The organism is Ruegeria sp. BH6, from assembly GCF_056538105.1.
In genome coordinates, this window is the sequence record NZ_JBQFSR010000003.1 from 245783 (window position 1) to 263473 (window position 17691).

21 protein-coding genes are annotated in these 17691 nt (G+C 58.2%); 14 read left to right on the plus strand and 7 right to left on the minus strand.

All coding sequences use genetic code 11. The features are described from left to right. Nucleotides 1-45 precede the first annotated feature (45 nt). Both ACR0B8_RS09240 and ACR0B8_RS09245 read left to right on the plus strand, forming a co-directional pair. Nucleotides 46-327 carry a hypothetical protein gene (locus tag ACR0B8_RS09240; RefSeq protein WP_170359979.1) on the plus strand — a complete coding sequence of 94 codons (282 nt, stop codon included), beginning with the start codon at nucleotides 46-48 and terminating at the stop codon, nucleotides 325-327. Between the two features lie 89 nt (nucleotides 328-416). Next, on the plus strand, nucleotides 417-830 hold the full coding sequence (locus ACR0B8_RS09245) for a universal stress protein (RefSeq protein WP_170359981.1): 414 nt from the start codon (nucleotides 417-419) through the stop codon (nucleotides 828-830). A gap of 2 nt (nucleotides 831-832) precedes the next feature. Here ACR0B8_RS09245 and ACR0B8_RS09250 read toward each other — a convergent pair whose 3' ends face one another. After that, the gene (locus ACR0B8_RS09250) at nucleotides 833-1168 is read right to left on the minus strand and encodes an ArsR/SmtB family transcription factor (RefSeq protein WP_170350335.1); all 336 of its coding nucleotides are present in this window, start codon (nucleotides 1166-1168) and stop codon (nucleotides 833-835) included. Nucleotides 1169-1399: 231 nt separating this feature from the next. Between ACR0B8_RS09250 and ACR0B8_RS09255 the strand changes: the two genes are divergently transcribed. The 5 genes from ACR0B8_RS09255 to ACR0B8_RS09275 all read left to right on the plus strand — a co-directional run bounded on the left by ACR0B8_RS09255 (nucleotide 1400) and on the right by ACR0B8_RS09275 (nucleotide 3970). Beyond that, nucleotides 1400-1732: an AtpZ/AtpI family protein gene (locus tag ACR0B8_RS09255; protein ID WP_170359983.1), complete on the plus strand. Its 333-nt coding sequence runs from the start codon at nucleotides 1400-1402 to the stop codon at nucleotides 1730-1732. 2 nt (nucleotides 1733-1734) lie between these two features. Beyond that, complete coding sequence (locus tag ACR0B8_RS09260; protein WP_170350337.1) at nucleotides 1735-2493, plus strand: F0F1 ATP synthase subunit A; 759 nt, start codon at nucleotides 1735-1737, stop codon at nucleotides 2491-2493. A 48-nt stretch (nucleotides 2494-2541) separates the two neighbouring features. Further along, nucleotides 2542-2766: a F0F1 ATP synthase subunit C gene (locus tag ACR0B8_RS09265; RefSeq protein WP_005981269.1), complete on the plus strand. Its 225-nt coding sequence runs from the start codon at nucleotides 2542-2544 to the stop codon at nucleotides 2764-2766. A gap of 86 nt (nucleotides 2767-2852) precedes the next feature. After that, on the plus strand, nucleotides 2853-3404 hold the full coding sequence (locus ACR0B8_RS09270; protein WP_170350338.1) for a F0F1 ATP synthase subunit B': 552 nt from the start codon (nucleotides 2853-2855) through the stop codon (nucleotides 3402-3404). A 5-nt stretch (nucleotides 3405-3409) separates the two neighbouring features. After that, nucleotides 3410-3970, plus strand: coding sequence for a F0F1 ATP synthase subunit B (locus tag ACR0B8_RS09275; protein WP_170350339.1), 561 nt, complete (start codon nucleotides 3410-3412; stop codon nucleotides 3968-3970). 69 nt (nucleotides 3971-4039) lie between these two features. Here the strand turns inward: ACR0B8_RS09275 and ACR0B8_RS09280 are convergent, their stop codons facing one another. Further along, the gene (locus tag ACR0B8_RS09280; protein ID WP_226688911.1) at nucleotides 4040-4645 is read right to left on the minus strand and encodes a hypothetical protein; all 606 of its coding nucleotides are present in this window, start codon (nucleotides 4643-4645) and stop codon (nucleotides 4040-4042) included. A gap of 261 nt (nucleotides 4646-4906) precedes the next feature. After that, complete coding sequence (locus ACR0B8_RS09285) at nucleotides 4907-5677, minus strand: FadR/GntR family transcriptional regulator (RefSeq protein ID WP_170350341.1); 771 nt, start codon at nucleotides 5675-5677, stop codon at nucleotides 4907-4909. A 150-nt stretch (nucleotides 5678-5827) separates the two neighbouring features. On the opposite strand from ACR0B8_RS09285, the gene ACR0B8_RS09290 reads away from it, so the two are divergent. From ACR0B8_RS09290 to ACR0B8_RS09310, 5 genes are all read left to right on the plus strand, one after another. After that, entirely contained in the window at nucleotides 5828-7027 is a 1200-nt protein-coding gene (locus tag ACR0B8_RS09290; protein WP_226688912.1) for an aminotransferase-like domain-containing protein, read from the plus strand. Nucleotides 7028-7072: 45 nt separating this feature from the next. Then, nucleotides 7073-7483: a hypothetical protein gene (locus tag ACR0B8_RS09295; protein ID WP_226688913.1), complete on the plus strand. Its 411-nt coding sequence runs from the start codon at nucleotides 7073-7075 to the stop codon at nucleotides 7481-7483. Nucleotides 7484-7623: 140 nt separating this feature from the next. Further along, nucleotides 7624-11079: a chromosome segregation SMC family protein gene (locus ACR0B8_RS09300; RefSeq protein WP_480658331.1), complete on the plus strand. Its 3456-nt coding sequence runs from the start codon at nucleotides 7624-7626 to the stop codon at nucleotides 11077-11079. 54 nt (nucleotides 11080-11133) lie between these two features. Beyond that, nucleotides 11134-11484 carry a hypothetical protein gene (locus tag ACR0B8_RS09305; RefSeq protein ID WP_480658330.1) on the plus strand — a complete coding sequence of 117 codons (351 nt, stop codon included), beginning with the start codon at nucleotides 11134-11136 and terminating at the stop codon, nucleotides 11482-11484. Between the two features lie 130 nt (nucleotides 11485-11614). After that, nucleotides 11615-12412, plus strand: coding sequence for a class II glutamine amidotransferase (locus tag ACR0B8_RS09310; protein ID WP_480658328.1), 798 nt, complete (start codon nucleotides 11615-11617; stop codon nucleotides 12410-12412). A 12-nt stretch (nucleotides 12413-12424) separates the two neighbouring features. On the opposite strand, the gene ACR0B8_RS09315 is transcribed toward ACR0B8_RS09310, so the two are convergent. The 3 genes from ACR0B8_RS09315 to cobD are packed head-to-tail and all read right to left on the minus strand — an operon-like array spanning nucleotide 12425 to nucleotide 15482. Then, entirely contained in the window at nucleotides 12425-13588 is a 1164-nt protein-coding gene (locus tag ACR0B8_RS09315; RefSeq protein WP_480658326.1) for a lytic murein transglycosylase, read from the minus strand. A gap of 11 nt (nucleotides 13589-13599) precedes the next feature. Further along, complete coding sequence (gene cbiB / locus ACR0B8_RS09320; RefSeq protein WP_170360000.1) at nucleotides 13600-14520, minus strand: adenosylcobinamide-phosphate synthase CbiB; 921 nt, start codon at nucleotides 14518-14520, stop codon at nucleotides 13600-13602. Further along, nucleotides 14517-15482 (minus strand): threonine-phosphate decarboxylase CobD, encoded by a 966-nt coding sequence (cobD, locus tag ACR0B8_RS09325; RefSeq protein ID WP_170360002.1) that lies wholly within the window; start codon nucleotides 15480-15482, stop codon nucleotides 14517-14519. The genes cbiB and cobD overlap by 4 nt, the downstream gene beginning before the upstream one ends. A 184-nt stretch (nucleotides 15483-15666) precedes the next feature. Between cobD and ACR0B8_RS09330 the strand changes: the two genes are divergently transcribed. After that, the gene (locus ACR0B8_RS09330; RefSeq protein WP_170350350.1) at nucleotides 15667-16029 is read left to right on the plus strand and encodes a response regulator transcription factor; all 363 of its coding nucleotides are present in this window, start codon (nucleotides 15667-15669) and stop codon (nucleotides 16027-16029) included. Here the strand turns inward: ACR0B8_RS09330 and ACR0B8_RS09335 are convergent. Beyond that, nucleotides 16011-17000 (minus strand): glutathione S-transferase family protein, encoded by a 990-nt coding sequence (locus ACR0B8_RS09335; RefSeq protein ID WP_170360004.1) that lies wholly within the window; start codon nucleotides 16998-17000, stop codon nucleotides 16011-16013. The genes ACR0B8_RS09330 and ACR0B8_RS09335 overlap by 19 nt on opposite strands. A gap of 213 nt (nucleotides 17001-17213) precedes the next feature. On the opposite strand from ACR0B8_RS09335, the gene ACR0B8_RS09340 reads away from it, so the two are divergent. Then, nucleotides 17214-17567: a hypothetical protein gene (locus tag ACR0B8_RS09340; RefSeq protein ID WP_170360006.1), complete on the plus strand. Its 354-nt coding sequence runs from the start codon at nucleotides 17214-17216 to the stop codon at nucleotides 17565-17567. Nucleotides 17568-17691 lie beyond the last annotated feature (124 nt).

Genomic DNA, 17691 nt, shown 5'->3' on the forward strand with positions numbered 1-17691 from the left:
AGATTGTGCGAGCGTTGGTCGCAGGCAAAACAGGGGCAATAACCAATGAGACCAGCACTTTATCTGATCACGGTGGTGGGGCTGTCGGCCTGTACGCAAACGTCCTCGGGCAATGCGGTTTCAGAAACGGATTTGCAGGGCAGTTGTGAAGCGCTTGTTTCCGCCGAAACGGGGGTTGGCCCCAAGGACGTGAACGCCATTTCCACCCGGTCCGAGCCGACAGGGTCGGTGACAACCTTGTCGGTCGCAGGGGCGCAGGCACCATGGTTGTGCATGTCTGATCCGTTCGGTGTCATCACGGGTGTGCAATACAGCCAAGAAGGTTAGTGGCCGTTAGGGTTCAGCACGCCCGTTGAGGCAGATCAATGTCGATACATGCGAATAACCTTATGCTTGGGACCAAGGAGGAATTCGTCATGTATACTCACATTATGTTCCCAGTTGACTTGCATCTTCCCCCCGAGGTTCGCAAAGCCGCCGATGTCGCTGCTGAAGTTGCCAAGTGGCAGGATGCGAAGATAACCGTAGTCAGTGTGACCGGAACTCAACCCGGTGACCCGGTTCAGACGGACGCAGCAGTCAACGAAGAATTGCAGGGTTTCGCCGATGAACTGGCCAAGAGCGGCGGGACAGAAGTCGCATACCGCAATATTCACTCGGTCGATGTTGCAGCTGAGGTTGATGGTGACCTGATGCGCGCCGCCGAGGAAATTGGTGCTGACCTGATTGTTGTAGGAACTCACGCCCCGCGGATCACGGACTATATCTTTTCAAGCCATGCAGGGTACCTGGCCAATCACGCCAAGGTTTCGGTTTTCGTCGTGCGCTAAATCTAGGGATCGTCAGCCGCAGGCAGTTCAATTTCCAGAAACCGTTCGAACGCGTCCAGATTGACGGGCTCGAACTGTCCAAAGCCTTGCATCCAGACCGACGCTGTGCGCAGGGCGTCAGGTTCCAGCTTGCACCATTTCACCCGTCCGCGTTTTTCCTGGCTGATCAATCCAGCCTTGGTCAGGATCACCAGATGTTTCGAGATTGCGGCCAATGACATCTCGAACGGTTCTGCCACATCGGTCACGGCCATATCATCCTCAAGCAGCATCGCCAGAATGGCGCGGCGCGTGGGGTCGGCGAGAGCTGCGAATACGGTGTCGAGATCATTGGACATGCCTTCGCTCAACCACAGCCTTCGAGTTTGGTCAACCATTTGGTTGAATATGCGGATTCAGGGGTTTTGGTTGAAGCCGCTGCGCTTGCGCAGGTTTTGCCTTAGCTGAAGTTGGGTGAAAAACACTTAAAATCAATTATTTAAGCTGCGGCAATTCGGTTGCTCAACGCCGTTGACTCTGTGCGCCTTGCCCCTTAGCACCCTACCCAAGACTGTGCGAGGGAAACGCCCGTGACCGAGGATGACCAAAAGCAGCGTATGGCGCAGCTGGAGGCGAAGATCGAGGCGGCGAAAAAGGCGAAGCAGCCAAAGCCTCGTGCAGATGCTGACGTGTCCGGGGGCGAGCTTGCCTGGAGGATGGTCATCGAAATGGTATCCGGTCTGGGGATCGGATTTGGCATCGGATACGGGCTGGACAGCCTGCTCGGGACGATCCCGATCTTTCTGGTGCTGTTCACATTGCTGGGCCTCGTCGCCGGAGTGAAAGTAATGCTCCGCAGCGCCAAAGAGGTTCAAGAGAAACAAACGGCAGCGACGGCTGCCGAGAAGGACGAGAGGGACTGAACGTGGCAACTGAGACCACCGCAGCAGAAGGCAGCAGCCTGGTTTTCCACCCGATGGATCAGTTCATCGTCAAACCGCTTTTCGGTGACGGTGCAATTGCATGGTACACGCCCACCAACGTGACCCTGTGGATGTTCCTGGCGATTGCCGCGATCTTTGCTCTGCTGGTTCTCAGCACTTCGAAACGCGCGATTGTTCCGACCCGGATGCAGTCGGTGGCTGAATTGGCCTATGGTTTCATCTACAAGATGTTGGAAGACATCTGCGGCAAGGAAGGCGTTAAGTACTTCCCCTATGTCATGACCCTGTTCATGTTCATCGTCTGCGCAAACTTCCTGGGCATGATCCCGACGTCCTTTACCACCACATCGCATTTTGCCGTGACCATCCCGCTGGCGTTGGCCGTGTTCCTGACCGTGACTGTTCTGGGTTTCGTCAAGAACGGTGCCGCGTTTCTGGGTCTGTTCTGGGTCTCCAGCGCACCGCTGGCCCTGCGTCCGGTTCTGGCGATCATTGAGCTGATTTCGTACTTCGTACGCCCTGTCAGCCACTCCATTCGTCTTGCCGGTAACGTCATGGCGGGCCACGCGGTTATCAAGGTGTTCGCAGGCTTTGCCGCGATCGCCGTGATCTCGCCCGTGTCTGTTCTGGCGATCACCGCAATGTATGGCCTCGAGGTCCTTGTGTCCTTTATCCAGGCCTACGTTTTCACCATTCTGACCTGTGTTTATCTGAAAGATGCGCTGCATCCTTCGCACTAAGGTCCGATACCCTAACATCGAAACTTCCAATTCGTAAGGAGACACATCATGGAAGGCGATCTCGCACACATCGGCGCAGGCCTGGCAGCAATCGGTTCCGGCGCAGCCGCAATTGGGGTGGGCAACGTTGCAGGCAACTTCCTGGCCGGCGCCCTGCGCAACCCTTCGGCGGCTGCTTCGCAGACCGCAACCCTGTTCATCGGTATCGCATTCGCAGAAGCCCTGGGGATCTTCGCATTCCTGGTCTCGCTGCTGCTGATGTTCGCCGTATAATCTGCGGAACCTGATCCTTACGCGCAGGTGGGCCCAAGCCATAGCGGCCCGCCTGTTGTAAAGACAACGTTCCGACGGAGGACAACATGGCGACTGAACCTATTGCCGAAGAAGTAGTTGGCAAATGCGTAGACTCCCATGGCTCGGCCATCGGGATGCCGCAGCTCTGCTTTGATTGGTTCCCCAACCAGATTTTCTGGCTGGTCATCACGCTGGTCGTCATCTTTCTGGTCCTGTCCCGCGTGGCCTTGCCGCGCATCGCGGCAATCCTGGCTGAACGTCAGGGGACCATTACAAATGACCTGGCTGCGGCCGAAGATCTGAAGGCCAAAGCGGTCGAGGCCGAAGAAGCCTATAACAAAGCGTTGGCCGATGCCCGGTCTGAGGCGCAACGTATCGCTGCCGAAGCACGCGCCGAAATTCAGGCTGGTCTGGATGACGCGATCGCCAAGGCGGACGCGGAAATCGCTGCAAAGGCGGCTGAATCGGAAAAGGCGATCGCCGATATCCGTGCAGGTGCGCTGGAAAGCATTCAAGTGGTTGCCAAGGACACGGCGGCTGAACTGGTTACTGCACTGGGCGGTGAGGCGGATGCCAAAGCCATTGACGGTGCTGTTGACGCGCAGATGAAAGGATAAGCGACATGCGGAACACTCTTGCCCTTATCCTGACCTTTGGCGCTGCCAGCCCCGCGCTGGCCGCAAGCGGCCCGTTCTTCTCGCTTGGCAACACCGACTTTGTGGTCCTGTTGGGCTTTATCGTCTTCATCGCGGTCCTGTTCTATTTCAAGGTGCCGGGTATGATCGGTGGCGCGCTGGACAACCGCGCTGAGGGCATCAAGTCCGAGTTGGATGAAGCCCGTGCCCTGCACGAAGAAGCCCGCACCCTGCTGGCCTCGTACGAGCGCAAGCAACGCGAAGTTCAAACGCAGGCAGACGCGATTGTGGCGGCTGCAAAAGACGACGCCGCGCTGGCGGCCGAACAGGCCAAGGCCGATCTGGAAAAATCTATTGCGCGCCGTCTGGCCGCTGCACAGGATCAGATCGCATCGGCCGAGGCTTCGGCAGTTAAAGAGGTGCGTGATCAGGCGATTACCGTTGCTGTTTCGGCGGCAAATGCGGTTCTGGCCAAGCAGATGACGGCGACGCAGGCGAACAAGCTGATCGACGCTGCAATTGCCGATGTGGGCGAAAAGCTGCACTAAGATCTTCACATGATGAAATTGAAAAACCCGGCCTCAGAGCCGGGTTTTTTCTTTCTTACGATGCGAAGATCAAGCCGCTGAGCGTTGACTTGGGAGCCGGTTCAGAATGTCCGCATATTTGGCTGAGGCGACAAACAGTTCCGGTAGTTCGCTCAGTACAGCGTCGATGGGATCGTAAACCGCCGACGCTTGATCTAGAATCTCATCGGGTATGGATTTCTTTGCGCGTTCTATTCTTTCGGGCAGGGAAAAGTTCAACTCCAGAAAATCGGCAACTTCGCTCTGTCTGCGCCAGATGGCATCATAGCTCAGGCACAGGACAGGCACGTTTTCGAACGTGGCCCATTGCCTCATCTGCTCTGCTTGGTTGAGAACGTCATATTTGAACAGATCCTCAAAAGTTCCTTTGGCGTGAAGATGTTCGAAATGCTGGCGGATCCAGTCGCGACCATAGCGACCAAGCACGGAATAGACCGAAAGCGCCGAGTCTTTTGTCGGGCCATAGCAGAACAAGACCTTGACGTTGTCACGACCTCTCAGCACGCCGGGAAAATCATGTGTTTTGACAAGGTTTCCCTGGTGCAATTCGGCCTGTGCCAACTCCATTTCAAAGGTCGCCTTGGGCTTGGGCCACACACGCCGCTGCTTTTGCGCCTTCCACAAAGCATCAAACATGAGCGTGCTACCGGATCGACCGTTGCTGGCAACGATCAAGCAGGGGTTCATTTTTGGGCGTTGCCCGGGTTTGAAAAGGATCATGTCAGGCACCAGGGTTTCAGCGACGGTTAAGGTTCGCGACTTGCCTGTTTAATTGGTTTAGCTGCGGGTCAATATCCAGCAGATAACCAGCAGAAATTGCGTAATAAATTATGAACTTATTGTGTTTGGATTTGAGTCGCGACAGTTGGGCGCTGCACTGATACCTCGCGCGCCTCTTCAGGTTTGACCAGTCTCATGCTGCAGCCGTTGCTGTGCGATGGCTTCGTTTCGCAGGGCTTTCTGGTGATCTTCCATACAGCTCTGGACATAGTTCAGATGCTGTTGGACTGCATCGCGGGCTGCATCGGGGTCGCGTGCCTGCAGGGCTGTGTTGATCGCGCTGTGCTGGTCCAGAATGGCACCACGCGTTGTGCGCTGCTGAAACATCATCTGACGATTGTAGAATACGCCCTGTTGCAGCAGGTCGTACATCGACCGCATCATATGCAGCATAACTACGTTGTGGCTGGCCTCGATGATGGCCATGTGGAATTGCGCATCCAATTGTGCCTCGTCCTGAGGGGCGTTGCGCGCATGCGCAGCCTGCATCTTGTCGAAAATCGCCTGAACCACTTTCAAATCGCTGTCTGATCCCAGCCGTGCGGCACGCTCGGCCGCCAACCCTTCTAGATCGCGGCGGAAAGACAGATAGTCGAACACCGCTTCTTCGTGGCTGCTGAACAGCCGAACCAGCGCCGGGGAAAAGGCAGAGCCCAGAACCTCGGCCACATAGATACCGGACCCGGCCTTGGCGGTCAGCAACCCCTGATCCTGCAATTCCGAGATCGCTTCGCGCAACGAGGGGCGCGATACGCCCAGCCGCTCTGCCAACTCGCGTTCCGCCGGAAGCCGCTCGCCTGGGCGCAGGATGCCACGTAGGATCAGCAATTCGATCTGTTTCACCACTGCGATGGACAGCTTTTCAGTCTGGACTTTTTGAAAGGGCATGTCGGCTTTTCCGGAATTGGTCAATTCATATGACCACGTAATATTGACCGGTTCAAGAACAGGTGAATGTTGGTTCGGAGTATTAGGTCAGAATGATTGACATTAAATAAATCACGCTTAGTCTGCCCTGCAAGGTAGGGGAGGAGACCAATGTCGACCAAAGACCTGTTTGCCACGCGAACAAAGCGGATGAAGGCGTCCGAGATACGCGAATTGCTCAAGCTATTGGACCAGCCGGGCATTATTTCCTTCGCGGGAGGAATTCCGGATCCAGCGTTGTTTCCGGCAGAAGGTTTTGCCGCTGCGTTCCAGAACGCACTGGGCACTGAACTAAAAGATCAGGCGCTGCAATATTCCGTCAGCGAGGGCTATGTCCCGCTGCGGGAATGGCTAGTCGATCACATGCGCCAGATCGGGATCGACTGCGGGCTTGATAACATCCTGATCACGTCGGGTTCGCAGCAGGCACTAGACTACTTGGGCAAGTTGTACCTGTCGCCGGGTGATACAGCACTGGTCGGATGGCCCACCTATCTGGGGGCACTGGCCGCGTTCAATGCCTATGAACCGCGCTTTGATCGGCTTGGCATCAACGGCAATCGCAGGGCAGCTGAATACGCTGCTGGTGCGGGTGAGGGGGCGGTTAAATTTGCCTATATTTCGCCCGACTTTGCCAATCCGACCGGAGAATCCGTAGACCTGCGCGGTCGCGAAACCTTGCTGGATCTGGCGGACGATTTGAACTGCGCCGTGATCGAAGACGGCGCCTATCAGGCCCTGCGCTATGACGGAGAGGCCATTCCCCCGGTTTTGGCGCTGGAGCTGGCGCGCAAGGGGTCGATCGAAAACTGCAGGACGATTTATTGTGGCAGCTTCTCGAAGACTCTGTCTCCGGGTCTGCGGGTGGGATGGGTCGTGGCGGCCAAGCCGGTGATCTCGCAGCTGGTGTTGATGAAACAGGCGGCTGACTTGCATTCCGCGACGATCAACCAAATGGCTATCAACGAAGTGGCGCGTGCCTGCTTTGATACGCACATCCCCATGTTGCGCCGCGTTTACGGCGCACGACGCGATGCGATGCTCAGCGCATTGCGCGAACATATGCCCGGTGGGGTGGACTGGACCAAGCCCGAGGGCGGCATGTTCATTTGGGTGACCTTGCCCAAGGGCCTCAGCGGGGCTGACCTGCTGGCCAAGGCGCTTGAGACGGTGAAGGTGGCTTTTGTTCCCGGCCAGGCGTTCTTTCCGGACGAATCCGGGGCCAATACTATCCGTCTGAGCTTTTCGAATTCGGATGAGGCAACAATCCGCGAGGGTATCCGCCGGTTGGGCGACGTCCTGCGAACCTAAATGCAGGAAAGGTTCTGTTAACCATATTGCGGCAATGCTGGCGGTATGATCCGGTATCTGTTCCTCCTATCGGTGCTGGCCGCCTGTTCGGTCGGCACCCCGTATTTCCGGGATATCCCTGCAACCCGCATCGCCGTGAACGGCAGTGTCTTTGACGTACGCGTGCGCGGGGATCTGGCCGAGGCCGTGCGGATCAACACCCAATACGCCCCGCGTCTGGGGCCGATCAAAGATCGGGCGGGGCTGGCCATGGCGCAGGTTTCGGGCTGTCCAATCCTGGATGTACTGGGCGACGCCGCGGTGACCGTTGGTGTGCTGGGCTGTGACCACGAGGCGGGGGAACGTCTGTTGCTGACCGCCATCTCGACACCGAATTACGAATGCGTCGATTATGGTGTTTATGAGGATATCGGGAAGGAGTACGGCTTTCAGGTGTTCGAGTGTACGCCGTACTGAGATACGCGTATTCCTGCGCATTTCGGCAAGATATTGTGGATAAGTCGGGGTGATATCCCATATCCTGCGCAACTTCGTTGACTCAGCCCCCATCCGTTGCGCAGACTTCCTTCACATAGGAATCACAGGACTCATTGCCTTTGCGCTTTAGCAAACTCAAACTTACCGGCTTCAAAAGCTTTGTTGATCCGACCGATCTGATCATTGCGGATGGGTTGACCGGTGTGGTGGGCCCGAATGGCTGTGGCAAGTCCAACCTTCTGGAAGCTCTGCGTTGGGTGATGGGGGAAAACCGCCCCAAATCCATGCGTGGCGGCGCGATGGAGGATGTGATTTTTGCAGGCGCCGCGACGCGCCCAGCCCGTAACTTTGCCGAAGTTGTCCTGACCATGGACAACTCGGAACGGCTGGCACCGTCAGGGTTCAACGACGCGGATCAGCTTGAGATCGTGCGTCGCATCACCCGCGACGTGGGCAGCGCCTATAAGACCAATGGCAAGGACGTGCGGGCGAGAGATGTTCAGATGCTGTTCGCCGATGCTTCGACAGGTGCGCATTCACCTGCGCTTGTTGGGCAGAACCGCATAGCCGAACTTATCAACGCCAAACCCCGCGCCCGCCGCCGCATTTTGGAAGAGGCCGCAGGTATCTCGGGTCTTTATCAACGTCGGCACGAAGCCGAATTGAAGTTGAAGGGCACTGAATCCAATCTGACCCGCGTCGACGATGTGCTTGAACAACTGGGCGGTCAGCTTGCGCAACTGGCGCGCCAGGCCCGTCAGGCCGCGCGCTATCGCGAGATTGGCGAGCAACTGCGCCAGGCCGAAGGCATGTTGCTCTATCGTCGCTGGAAAGAGGCAGACATGGCCCGCCAGCAGGCCGAAGAAAAGCTGCGCGAACGGATCACCGAGGCGTCGCGGGCCGAGGCCGAAGCCCGCGCGGCCGCCACCAAACGTGCCGAAATCGAAGAGACCCTGCCGCCTCTGCGCGAAGAAGAAGCCATCGCCGCCGCCGTCCTGCAACGCCAGCAGGTACAACGTGATGCCCTGTCGGATCAGGAAACCCGCGCCCGCCAGACCATTGAGACGCTGACAAACCGGATTCAGCAATTGGGCAACGATATAGAACGCGAAACCGGCCTGAATCGCGATGCCGGCCAGATGATCGAACGCCTGGAATGGGAAGCGCGCGAATTGGCCAAGGCCGCCGAAGGGCACGAGGATAAGGTGGCTGAGGCTGCCGAAATCGCGCGTGAGGCGGCGTCAGTGTTGCAGGACCGCGAAGATCATCTGTCGCAGGAAACCGAGGATATGGCGCGCTTGGTCGCCCGCCACCAATCGGCGCAGCGTCTGGTTGAAGACAGCCGCAAGACGTTGACTCGATCCGAGGCCGAAGAGGAAAAGGCCCGCAGCGCCGTGGATGAGGCGCGCGAAGCTTTGACCAACGCAAGCGACGCGTTTGAGACCGCGCAAGAGGGCGAGGAAGAAGCCCGCGAAGCGGCTGAGGCCGCCGAGGAAGCGCTGGCCGCAGCGGATGAGCTGCGTAATGACACGCAGGCGCGTGAGGCCGAAGCCCGCGCGCAACGGTCCGAGGCCGAGGGTGAATTGGGCGCGATCCGTGCCGAAACCTCGGCGCTGGCAAAGCTGGTAGAACGCGACACGGCCGAAGGCGGTCAGGTTCTTGACCTGCTACGCGTCGAACCCGGTTACGAAAAGGCACTCGGAGCTGCACTGGCCGATGATCTGCGTGCCCCACTGGTCGAAGGCGACGGTCCATCGGGTTGGGTGCAGGTAGCGGGCTATGATGCTGATCAGCCATTGCCGGATGGGGTTGAACCGCTGGCGCTGCATGTGTCTGGCCCGGATCGCCTGAGCCGTCGGATCGCGCAGATTGGTCTGGTTGATGCGGATCAGGGTGCGCGTTTGCAGGCTTCGCTGAAGCCGGGGCAGCGTCTGGTGTCCCGGTCCGGCGATTTGTGGCGGTGGGACGGGTTCCGCGCCTGGGCTGAGGATGCACCAAGCGCCGCTGCTCTGCGGCTGGAGCAACTCAATAAGCTGGAGGCGCTGAAACAGGAGCTGACCCGCACCGAGGCACAGGCCGAAGGTGCCCGCGCCGCGCATGAGGCGTTGTCGCAGCAACTGGCTGATGTCACCGAAGCGGACCGCCGCGCCCGCGATGCCCGCCGCGCCGCCGATCAGCGTATGGCCGAAACCGCTCGCGCGCTCAGCCGCGCCGAAGCAGACCGCAATCTGGCGCAAGGCAAGCTTGAGACACTGTCGCTGGCCGTGGATCGCCACAAAGAGGACGCCATGTCCGCCCGCGCGCAGCTGCGCGAGGCCGAGGGGGCGTTGACCGGTCTGGGCGATCTCGACACCGCCCGCGCGCAGGTCGAAGATATCAAACAGACGGTCGAGGCTGCGCGGATCACTATGCTGACCCATCGCTCGTCCCATGATGAATTGCGCCGCGAGGGCGAGGCCCGCACGCGACGTTCGCAAGAGGTTACAAAAGACCTCAGCGGTTGGAAGCATCGTCTGGAAACGGCGGAAAAACGGATATCAGAACTGGCAGAACGCAAGGAAAGTTCGGAAGAAGAGCTGTCCGAAGCGATGGCAGCGCCCAGCGAGATCGCCGAAGCCCGCGAGGAGCTGAACGAGCTGATTGAAACCGCCGAGGCCCGTCGCGCCGAAGCCGCCGATAAGTTGGTCGAAGCCGAAACCCAGCAGCGCGAAGTGGTGCTGGCCGAACGGGATGCGGAACGTCAGGCTTCGGAAGCACGCGAATCCCGCGCGGCGGCAGAAGCACGTTGTGATGCCGCCAAGGAAAGTGTGACTGCAACGGCGGAACGGATTGCTGAAGATCAGCAGCTGACTCCGAACCAGTTGCTGAATCAGTTGGACGTGAACCCCGATCAGATGCCTGCCGCCGACGCGCTTGAGGCCGAAGTGAACCGTCACAAGCGCCAGCGCGATGCGATGGGTGCAGTGAACCTGCGCGCTGAAGAAGATGCCAAAGAAGTTCAGGAAGAGTTTGACACACTGAACAGCGAAAAGGCGGATTTGGAAGAGGCAATCAAAGCCCTGCGCTCTGGTATCGCCAGCCTCAACCGCGAAGGCCGCGAACGTCTGCTGACCGCGTTCGAACAGGTGAACTCAAACTTTGCGATGCTTTTCAAGCACCTCTTCGGCGGTGGCGAGGCCAATTTGGTTATGGTCGAAAGCGACGATCCGCTGGATGCCGGGCTTGAGATCATGTGCCAGCCGCCGGGCAAGAAATTGTCGACGCTCAGCCTGTTGTCGGGCGGTGAACAGACCCTGACAGCGACGGCCTTGATTTTTGGCGTCTTCCTCGCCAATCCGGCCCCGATCTGCGTGCTGGATGAGGTCGACGCGCCGCTTGACGATGCTAACGTCACCCGGTTCTGCGACCTGCTGGATGAGATGTGCCGCCAGACCGATACACGTTTCCTGATCATCACCCACCACGCGGTGACGATGGCGCGGATGGATCGTTTGTTCGGCGTGACCATGCAGGAACAGGGCGTCAGCCAACTGGTCTCGGTCGATCTGAAAAAGGCCGAGCAGATGGTCGCTTGACCCATCACTGCAACGTTATGCCCTTTTCATCACCACTCGGGGTAGGGTGTTGGTATGATCCGTCTTTTGATCCTTATCCTGCTGATCGCAAGCCCGGTATGGGCGGCGGAATGGCCAACCAAACCCGGAGATATTCCCCTGACGCCAACAGAACTGGAGGCGCTGGCCGGGCGCACACTGACCTTTTATGATGATGGGCAGTCCAGTTTCTCGGCCGGCGGAGCCTACTCTTACACCTATGCCAGCGGCGAATCCGCCTTTGGCACCTATTCGATCGCCGAGGATGGCAGCGTCTGCATCCAGTACAGAAACGGGTTCGACCGCTGCGATTTGTATGTGCGCAGCGGCGAACGACTGATCCTGATTGATCAAAAGGGCGATCGTTATCCGGTGCGACCGGAGTAATTGATTGCCAAATGTGAACTCTGGTTGTCATGTGATAGAAGAAATTCCAAAAAAGTAGGAAATTTGGGAAAAAAACTACATAATGAGTTGATATACCAGCCACATCTGAAATTTTTGAATAGGCGAACAGATGTGTCGGTTTCTGGCTTGGGTCGGCGAGCAGCGGTATCTTGATGAATTGGTTCTGGATCAAGAGCAATCTCTTGTCATTCAGAGCCGCAACGCGCTGATCGGGAAGACGCCCGTAAATGCTGATGGATTTGGGCTTGCGTGGTATTCTGATCGTGAGACGCCATGCTTTTATAAAGATACACACCCAGCCTGGTCGGACGCAAACCTTAAGCAATTGACCCATCATACCAGATCGCGCCTTTTCCTGGCCCACGTTCGGGCCTCGACCGGGACAGCCACGTCTCGGAACAACTGTCATCCTTTTGGGGTCGGTGCATGGAGCTTTATGCACAATGGCCAAGCCGGAGGGCATGATCTGATCCGGCAGGAACTGGACGCGATGATCCCGGCGCATCTGTATGGGTATAGATTTGGCGCAACAGAAAGCGAAGCGATCTTTCTGATCGCGCAAGGCGAGGGGCTAGACGCTGACCCGGTAGCAGCAATGTCCCGAGCGGTCGCGCGAGTGGAGGCGGCGTCAAGACGATGCGGTGTGTTACCCTATCTTAGATTTGCGGCCTGCTGGTCAGATGGAGAACGTATCTTTGCAGCGCGTTATGCTTCGGATCGGTACGCGCCGAGCCTGCATTACCGTCGCTGCAAAGATGGTATTATCATCTCATCAGAACCATTGGATGGTGACAGCGACGGCTGGGTCGAAATTCAGCCGAACACTGCAATCGAAACGGAAGGATCAGAGATCATTTCACACGCGTTCGAACCTGGCCGAGCACTTTTTTCGGCAAAAAGCGCGTAATCCAACAACGTTTTACAAACGTCCAAGCAATTCGGCCGTCGGCCAGGCATCCGCCGGTAATCCGAGCCGCGCTTGTTCGGCCTGAACAGCAGCCCGTGTACCCGCGCCAAGAATTCCGTCGATTTTGCCTACATCATACCCGCGCGCCTGTAGCTTGCTTTGCAGCTGTTTCATTTGTGCGCCTGAAAGCCCTTGTGAAGCATTACCGGCATCATAGATTTGACCACCTTCCAGCCGTGTGCCGAAATAGGCGGCGGTTAGAACGTAGACAAAGCTCTGATTCCATTCGAAATAGACGTCGAAATTCGGATAGGCCAAAAAGGCCGGGCCGTTGTGGCCCTGCGGCAATATCAGCGATGCGGGCAAGTTAGCCAAAGATCCGTTGCGGGCCTGCACACCCATGGCCTGCCAGTCGGACACTGGGCTCGGTTTGCCCGGGCCGGACAGCGACCAGTCCATTTGCGCGGGCACCGTCACCTCTTGTAGCCACGGCTGCCCCGGCTGCCAGCCCAGGTGCGACAGCATCTTGGCGCCCGACATCAGGGCGTCCGGCGCGGACGTTTTCAACGAGACCGTGCCATCTCCGTCCCCGTCGACACCGTTTTCTAGAATGTCGCGAGGCAGCATTTGCACCATTCCAATCTCACCAGCCCAGGCACCGGTGGTGCGATTTGGGTCGAAATTGCCCTGTTGGTACAGCTCGATGGCCGCAAAGATCTGTGGTCGGAACAATTCGGGGCGGCGGCAATCATGGGCCAGTGTCACCAGCGCGTTGCGGGTGTTGAAGTCGCCCTGAAACGCGCCATAGTCGGTCTCGAACGCCCAAAAGGCCAAAAGAACCCCGCGTGAGACGCCGTATTCCTGCTCAATCCGATCAAACACCGCATCATATTTGCGTGACATGGCCTGACCCCGGTCGATCCGGTTTTGCGAGATCAAATGGCGTGAGAAGTCGATGAACGGTTTCTGAAACACACCCTGCGCGCGGTCGGCTTTCAGGACGGCGCCGTCCTGCTGCACGCCGTTGAAAAACGCATTGACGGTGGATTTGTCGAACCCTTGCTGTATGGCCTCAGCCTTCAGCCCTTTGACGAAGGAATTGAATCCGCCACCGCATTGGGCAAGGGCGGGCGAGGCGAGCAGAACGGCGGCAACAAGGCCAGAGAGAATGCGCATGGGCAGGTCCGTCAGAGAATAAAGCTGACCCCAACCCACACCGATAGAAGGCCAAGCGCAAGCCCCCAAACGGTCCACAGCATGTTACATGCGCGGAAAACCTCTGACGCGCCGATTTCGCGCGGAGCATCGCCGTTCACCCAGGCTAGATCGCGGACCTTACCGTCATAGCTGCGCGGGCCCGCAAGGGCCACGTTCAGGGCGCGTGCCATGGCGGCCTCGGGCCATCCTGCATTGGGAGAGATATGGCGGCGCGCATCCGCCACCATGTCAGGCCAGCGTGCCCATTGGCCGGACAGTGCCACGATCATCAGGCAGGTCAGGCGCGCGGGGATCAAGTTCAGCACGTCGTCCAGTCGGGCAGCGGCCCAGCCAAAGTCGCGGTACTTTTCGGTGCGGTAGCCGATCATACTGTCGGCGGTGTTGATAGCCTTGTAAATCAGCAACCCCGGCAACCCGGCGAGCAGGAACCAGAAAGCAGGTGCGATGACCCCGTCGCTGAGGTTCTCAGCCGCGCTTTCGATCGCAGAGCGGGCAACCTGCGCCTCAGTCATGTCGCGAGTGTCGCGGGACACGATCATCGCCACCTTGGCACGGCCCTCGGCCAAAGAGACGCGTAGCCCTTCGCCCACATCGCGCACATGCGACACCAGCGATTTCTGCGCCAGCAGGATGGCACAGAGTATGATCTCAGCGACTGGTCCTAGCAGTGCCAGTAAACGCCCAAGGATCAATGCGCCAACGACCAGCAATATCACTACTGCGACGCCTTTCATTCGCCGCTGCGCGCCGTGGTTCAGGTGCTTGTCCAACCACCCGATGATGTTGCCCATCACGACTGCCGGGTGGCGAACGCGCGACCAGAGCCAGTTCGGCTCACCCAATGCCGCGTCCAGACACATGGCGCAGACCAGCATGAAAGTGATGCTCACAGTGCGGCCTCTAACCTGCTCCATCCATCCGCTGGGGGCAGGCCAACCCGCAAGTAGGTCTGGGAATAGGGGAAGACGCGGCTCCAGATATGGGCGCGGGCCAGACGGTCCTGCCATTGGGCTGCGTTTTCGACGGTGTAGAGGCGAAACAGCGTGGTGCCCCCGACCAGGGTGGCTCCTTTATTGATCAGTAATCGATCCAGCCGGTCAGACTCGGCGGTCAGGTGCTGACGGGTGGAACTGGCCCAGTCAACGTCCCGCAAAGCCTGCTCTCCGATCCGTAGGGCAGGGCCGGACACGGACCAAGGCCCCGTCAGGTCGTTCAGCCGGGCGATCAGGTCAGGATGACCGATGGCAAACCCCAGCCGCAGCCCGGCAAGCCCCCAGAACTTGCCAAAGCTTTTCAGCACGATCACACCGGGGCGCGCGGCCAGATGGATCAGTGAAACACCGGGGCTGACATCGCAAAAGCTCTCGTCGATCACGGTCAGCGGGGCGTTTGCATCCGCCTCGGACCAAATCCGGCCATCGGGATTGTTGGGATGCACGATGACACGGGCGTCGGCTGGGCCGTTGGATTGAACGGTCCAGCCTTGCGCGGCGAAGGCGGCGGCATGTTCGTTGTACGTGGGCGTTGTGATCTGAACCCGACCACGGGCGGCCAGCGCCGGAATGCGGGAGATCACCGCCGATGCGCCGGGCGCGGGCAGGATTGCGGCCCCATTGGGCACCGCCCAGAACTGGCGGGCGGCCTCAGTCAGGCGCTCGAAGGCGCCATGATCCGGCAACTCAGCCCAATCTGAAGGGATCAGTCCAGACACCTGATAGGGGTGAGGGTTTATCCCGGTGGACAGGTCCACCCAATCGGTACGCGTGCCGCCATAAGATGCGATGGCCCCGTCCAGCCCTCCGCCATGGTCGCGTGCGGCGCGCGGGTTCAAATTCTCAGTAGGGCTTGCCATGGGGTTTCTCGCTGGAATCGCCTGTTTCGGCCCGTTTCAAGCGGATTTTTGCCGTTTACACAAGCGAATCCGCAAGTTCCGGGCCTTGCGGCAACGTCGTTAACGCTTTGTTAAGGAATAAGCGTGATCACAATTCACGGGGGGTCGGCACCATTCACTCTTTTTTGGGCCGAGGTTGTCGCAAATGAATGTTTTGATTGTTGAGAGTAACCCCGACCTTGGTCGGGTCTGGAAAAGGCATCTTGAACGGCACGGCACCGAAGTGACGCTGGTGGCCGGGCAGGAGGCAGCGATTCTGGCGCTGTATGGTCAGGAGTTCGATATCATCGTGCTGGATCTGGTGCTTGAAACCGGCAGCGCGCTGGCCGTGGCCGATTTTGCCAGCTATCGCCGCCCCGAGGCGCGGGTGATCTTTGTCACAAACACCACCTTTTTCTCGGACGGTTCGATCTTTGCCCACAGCCCGAATGCCTGCGCCTATGTGCAAAGCGCAACGCCGCCAGAGGATCTGGCGGCGATGGTCGAACATTACGCGGCGGGTCGCTGACCGCGCCCGTGGGGCTGCAGATAATCCAAGGATGGGTTCACTGGGATGATCCGGCTCGGATTGATTGTTTCGTGGCTGTAGTGATAGTGGCGCACGATATGGTTCATATTTACCGTCTGTGCGACACCGGGCCATTGATATAGCTCGCGTGTGTAGGCCCACAGGTTCGGATAGTCGATCAGCCGCCGCTTGTTGCATTTGAAATGCAGATGATAGACCGGATCAAACCGGATCAGGGTGGTGAACAGCCGCCAATCTGCTTCAGTCACCTGATCGCCCATCAGGTACCGGTTTCGGGCAAGGCGATCTTCAAGCCAGTCCAGTGTGTCGAACAGGGGATGCACGGCGGCGTCATAGGCCTGTTGCGTGGTGGCAAAACCGGATTTGTAGACCCCATTGTTGATGTCGGAATAGATGCGGGCGTTGACCTCTTCGATCTCGTCCCGCATCGCCTCGGGCCAGTAGTTATCGGTGTTGCCGGTAATGCCGTCAAAGGCCGTATTGAACATACGGATGATTTCCGAACTTTCGTTCGAAACGATGGTCTGTTGTTGCTTGTCCCACAGGATCGGCACAGTGACACGTCCCGAATAAGCTGGATCAGCCTTGGTATAGATTTGATGGGCGTAATCGAATCCATAAAGGGTGTCGCCGGTTGCACCGTGGTCGTCAGTTTCAAAGGTCCATCCCTTGTCCAGCATGTCTGGATGCACCACCGAGACGGAAATTAGATCGCTCAGCCCTTTTAGTTCGCGAAAGATCAGTGTGCGGTGTGCCCAAGGGCAGGCGTGGCTGACATAGAGATGATAGCGATCCGGTTCCGCCTTGAAACCGTCCTTGCCGGACGGCCCTGCGCTGCCATCTGCGGTCAGCCAATTGCGAAACTGCGCGGCGCTGCGTTTGAAGGCGCCGCCAGTAGATTCGGTGTCATACCATGTGTCGTGCCATTTGCCGTCGACCAACAGGCCCATTGCGTATCCTCCGCTTGTGCGTTTCGACAAACATAGGGTGTTGAACACAGCCATGACACGTGAAGGGTCGCGCACTGGCTCTGCGTCTGCGCACAGGGCATGCGATGATTTCCCAGCAACAGATCGTCAGCGCATGGCGCTATGTGACGGCCTTCACTGGATTTTTACAGTTGAGCCGTCACAATGGAATCCATTGCCGGGGGAATAATTGTTATGAGTACCTATGTTTCAAAGGAAATAAGCGCAGAATTGGACGCGGCGCGAATCGCGGGGTTGAAGAAAACCAGCCGCCTTCGTGTCGAAGTTAACGACAATACGTTCAAAATACTCAGATTGTGGAAGGATGGCTTTACGGTTGAGGCCGCTACGACACCGCAATTGCGTGGATTGGTCGATATCTACGACGGTGCGCGCCATTTGTATCAATGCCTGATCATCGCCGATGATGAAGAGGCCGGTGAGATGCGGTATGATTTTAAGCGTAGTACGGCCGCGGCCGACAAGGCCCCGCTGGATTTCTACCGCGCACCCGACGCGCCGATTGCTTTGCTAGGGCACAAAGACTAGGGACGAATTTTGCGAACAGGATGTAATCGGTTTGGTTGCTTGCGGCACCAATGCGGCGCGGGCGTGCGCAGGTCTAATCTGTGCCAGCTAATCCACGCCGCGGCAGCCAGTACGACAAGCAGGA

Bases quoted from the DNA above. Each gene is read 5' to 3' on its own strand.
- ACR0B8_RS09240 (WP_170359979.1), top strand. From the start codon at position 46: ATGAGACCAGCACTTTATCTGATCACGGTGGTGGGGCTGTCGGCCTGT.
- ACR0B8_RS09245 (WP_170359981.1), top strand. From the start codon at position 417: ATGTATACTCACATTATGTTCCCAGTTGACTTGCATCTTCCCCCCGAG.
- ACR0B8_RS09250 (WP_170350335.1), bottom strand. From the start codon at position 1,168: ATGTCCAATGATCTCGACACCGTATTCGCAGCTCTCGCCGACCCCACG.
- ACR0B8_RS09265 (WP_005981269.1), top strand. From the start codon at position 2,542: ATGGAAGGCGATCTCGCACACATCGGCGCAGGCCTGGCAGCAATCGGT.
- ACR0B8_RS09270 (WP_170350338.1), top strand. From the start codon at position 2,853: ATGGCGACTGAACCTATTGCCGAAGAAGTAGTTGGCAAATGCGTAGAC.
- ACR0B8_RS09275 (WP_170350339.1), top strand. From the start codon at position 3,410: ATGCGGAACACTCTTGCCCTTATCCTGACCTTTGGCGCTGCCAGCCCC.
- ACR0B8_RS09280 (WP_226688911.1), bottom strand. From the start codon at position 4,645: ATGTTTGATGCTTTGTGGAAGGCGCAAAAGCAGCGGCGTGTGTGGCCC.
- ACR0B8_RS09285 (WP_170350341.1), bottom strand. From the start codon at position 5,677: ATGCCCTTTCAAAAAGTCCAGACTGAAAAGCTGTCCATCGCAGTGGTG.
- ACR0B8_RS09290 (WP_226688912.1), top strand. From the start codon at position 5,828: ATGTCGACCAAAGACCTGTTTGCCACGCGAACAAAGCGGATGAAGGCG.
- ACR0B8_RS09295 (WP_226688913.1), top strand. From the start codon at position 7,073: ATGATCCGGTATCTGTTCCTCCTATCGGTGCTGGCCGCCTGTTCGGTC.
- ACR0B8_RS09305 (WP_480658330.1), top strand. From the start codon at position 11,134: ATGATCCGTCTTTTGATCCTTATCCTGCTGATCGCAAGCCCGGTATGG.
- ACR0B8_RS09310 (WP_480658328.1), top strand. From the start codon at position 11,615: ATGTGTCGGTTTCTGGCTTGGGTCGGCGAGCAGCGGTATCTTGATGAA.
- ACR0B8_RS09315 (WP_480658326.1), bottom strand. From the start codon at position 13,588: ATGCGCATTCTCTCTGGCCTTGTTGCCGCCGTTCTGCTCGCCTCGCCC.
- cobD (WP_170360002.1), bottom strand. From the start codon at position 15,482: ATGGCAAGCCCTACTGAGAATTTGAACCCGCGCGCCGCACGCGACCAT.
- ACR0B8_RS09330 (WP_170350350.1), top strand. From the start codon at position 15,667: ATGAATGTTTTGATTGTTGAGAGTAACCCCGACCTTGGTCGGGTCTGG.
- ACR0B8_RS09335 (WP_170360004.1), bottom strand. From the start codon at position 17,000: ATGGGCCTGTTGGTCGACGGCAAATGGCACGACACATGGTATGACACC.
- ACR0B8_RS09340 (WP_170360006.1), top strand. From the start codon at position 17,214: ATGAGTACCTATGTTTCAAAGGAAATAAGCGCAGAATTGGACGCGGCG.